Origin of the sequence: uncultured Campylobacter sp., from assembly GCF_938018145.1 — a bacterium.
Lineage (GTDB): Bacteria > Campylobacterota > Campylobacteria > Campylobacterales > Campylobacteraceae > Campylobacter_A.
On record NZ_CALIII010000302.1, the window covers coordinates 1 to 2,743 of the forward strand.

3 protein-coding genes and 1 pseudogene are annotated in these 2,743 nt (G+C 53.6%); all 4 read right to left on the reverse strand.

All coding sequences use genetic code 11. From position 1 onward, the window contains the following. Nucleotides 1-244 (reverse strand): annotated as a pseudogene (locus Q0338_RS07095) (DNA repair protein); the annotation flags it as partial. Nucleotides 245-338: 94 nt separating this feature from the next. Next, on the reverse strand, nt 339-905 hold the full coding sequence (gmhA, locus tag Q0338_RS07100) for a D-sedoheptulose 7-phosphate isomerase (protein ID WP_009492810.1): 567 nt from the start codon (nt 903-905) through the stop codon (nt 339-341). Continuing rightward, nucleotides 895-2,298, reverse strand: coding sequence for a D-glycero-beta-D-manno-heptose-7-phosphate kinase (rfaE1, locus tag Q0338_RS07105; protein WP_298086143.1), 1,404 nt, complete (start codon nt 2,296-2,298; stop codon nt 895-897). The genes gmhA and rfaE1 overlap by 11 nt, the downstream gene beginning before the upstream one ends. Beyond that, on the reverse strand, nt 2,291-2,743 hold a 453-nt coding region (locus Q0338_RS07110; protein WP_298086144.1), incomplete at its 5' end, for a GDP-mannose 4,6-dehydratase. The genes Q0338_RS07110 and rfaE1, both read right to left, overlap by 8 nt.

Below are 2,743 nucleotides of genomic sequence, written 5' to 3' on the forward strand. Positions count from 1 at the left end.
GCATCCTGGGCGGCGCGATTATATATTTGATATTTTTAGGGATTTCAAACAGCCTACATCTGTTTTTTACGCCAAGAGCTTTGAGGGCTGGGCTAACGGCTAGACAGACGCTGCCTTCGCCCCTGCTAGAGTCTGCGACGACTAAATTTGCCTCAAATGGATCAAGCCCTCGCTCAACGCACTCGACCGAGGCGTAGAAGGACTTTAGATCGATGACGGCGTAGGCTGGAGGTTGGGTTTTCATGGGTGATTAAATTTGCTTGCGCGCTAGGCGGAGTTATAGAGCGGCTTGGCGAGCCAAATTTGACTCCGCCGCCGCAAATGCTTTTAAATTTAGCCTAAAACGCATCGTCGATAGCTTGGCAGATGATATGCCCTATCATTATGTGCATCTCTTGGATGCGCGGCGTGTCGTTTGACGGCACGACCAAATTTAGCTCGCAAAGCTCGTTCATAGCGCCTCCCGTGCGGCCGCTTAGCCCGATCGTTTTGATACCGATTTTTCGCGCTAGCTCGAGCGCTTTTACGACGTTGCCGCTGTTTCCGCTAGTAGAGATCGCGATGAGTAGATCGCCCTCGCGGCCCAGAGCCTCCAGCTGACGCGAGAAAACAAACTCATATCCGTAGTCGTTGCCGATCGCCGTGAGCGCGGAGGTATCGGTCGTTAGAGCTATACCCGCTAGCGCGCCGCGCTCGGTTTTGTAGCGACCCGTTAGCTCGGCTGCGATGTGCTGCGCGTCTGCAGCGCTTCCGCCGTTTCCGCAAAGCAAAATTTTACCGCCCGCCTTTAGCGTCGCTACCGCCGTTTCGCAGGCTTTTTTGATATCCGCTTCCAGCGCAAACGTCGCCTTTATCGTGGCTAGATGCCCCTCTAGCTCGCTTTTTATCATATCTTCAGTTTTCATTTTTTATCCTTTTTATCGTCGCGCTCGTGCTTTTGCCCGCTACGAACTCCACTAGCCGCACGTCTTTTACTACGCTACTGCCGACGACCTCTTTACCTTCGTAGTCGGCACCCTTTACGAGCACGTCGGGGCGTAGTTTTTCGATCAAATTTAGAGGCGTGAGCTCGTCAAATATCGTCACGTAATCAACCGCCCCAAGCGCCGCCAGCACGGTAGCGCGATCAGCCTGCGCGTTTACGGGGCGAGCGTCGCCTTTTAGCGCACGCACCGAGGCGTCGGAGTTTAGCCCGACGACTAGTATATCGCCAAATTCCCGCGCCTTAGCCAGATAGCTCACGTGCCCCGCGTGCAGGATATCAAAGCAGCCGTTTGTAAAAACCAGCCGCTTTTCGCCGCGGTTTGCCAGCGTCGCGGCTAGCTCGTCCGCGCTTTTGATTTTCTCCTCAAAGCCGGCCGCGTTTTTACGGCGCACGAGCTCGTTTATCTCCTCAAAGCTTGCCGTTGCCGAGCCGACCTTGGCCACGACGACCGCGGCGGCTAAATTTGCCGTCTCGATCGCCTTTTTGATGCCTTCGCCCGCGCCCAGCATCACGCCCAGCGTCGCTAGCACCGTATCTCCCGCGCCCGTGACGTCAAAGACCTCTTTTGCCAGAGCGGGAAATTTAACCGCCTGAGCGTCCTCTAAAAGCGCGATGCCCTCCTCTGAAATCGTGATTAGCGAATGGGTCAAATTTAGCTCGTTTTTTAGCAAATTTAGCGCGGTAAAAAGCTGCTCGTCGTTTTCTATTTTAAAGCCCACGGCCTCGCCCGCTTCTTTTTTATTGGGCGTTAGTAGCGTGGCACCCTTATATTTCGAGTAGTCCGCGCCCTTTGGGTCGATGAGTACGGGCTTACCCGCATCCGCGCATGCCTTTATCAGCTTTTGACACAGCGCAGGCGTCAGCACGCCCTTGCCGTAGTCAGATAGCAGCGCGACGTCGTAGCTCTCTAGCGCGCGGGCGAAATTTGCCGCCAGCTCGTCCTCGCACGTTACGGCTTCGACGCTTTCTTTATCGATACGCACGACTTGCTGATGCGTCGCCATCACGCGGCTTTTTATCGAGCTCGTGCGCCCTTTTTCTCTTTTTATAAACTCAGCCCTAGCGCCCTGCTCGCACAATATCCGCTCTATCTCGTCGCCCGTCTCGTCGTCTCCGAGCACGCTCATGACGCCCACTTTTGCGCCTAGCGAGAGCAAATTTAGCACCACGTTGCCCGCTCCGCCTAGGCGTTTGGTTTCGTTTTTTATCTTTACCACCTGCACGGGAGCTTCGGGCGATATACGTTCGCAGCTGCCCCAGATGTAGTGATCGAGCATCAGATCGCCCACGACTAAAGCACGTACTTCACGCATTTATCTCTTCCTCATATATCCTTTTTATCTCGGCCGCGTAGTCTTTTATGCCCTCTTCTAGGCTAAATTTAGGCTCGTATCCTAGCGCCTTTTTGGTCGGCTCGATGTCGGCTTGCGTATGGAACTGATATGAGCGCGCGTACGGGTTTGGGATGTATTCGCAAGGCAAATTTGACCCTAGCTCGCGCTGTAAGATATCCACGATCTCTTGGAAGCTTCTTGCTATGCCAGTTGCCGCGTTATACACGCCGCTAGCAGCGTTTAGAGTGAGCAAATTTGCTTGCACGATGTCTTTTATATAGACGAAGTCGCGCTTGATTTTGTCGCTACCCTCAAAGAGGCGCGGATTTTTTCCGCTTAAAATTTGCAGACCAAACTGCAGCACCATCGAGGCGGTTTTGTTTTTATAAAACTCCCTAGCACCATAGACGTTAAAGTATCTCAG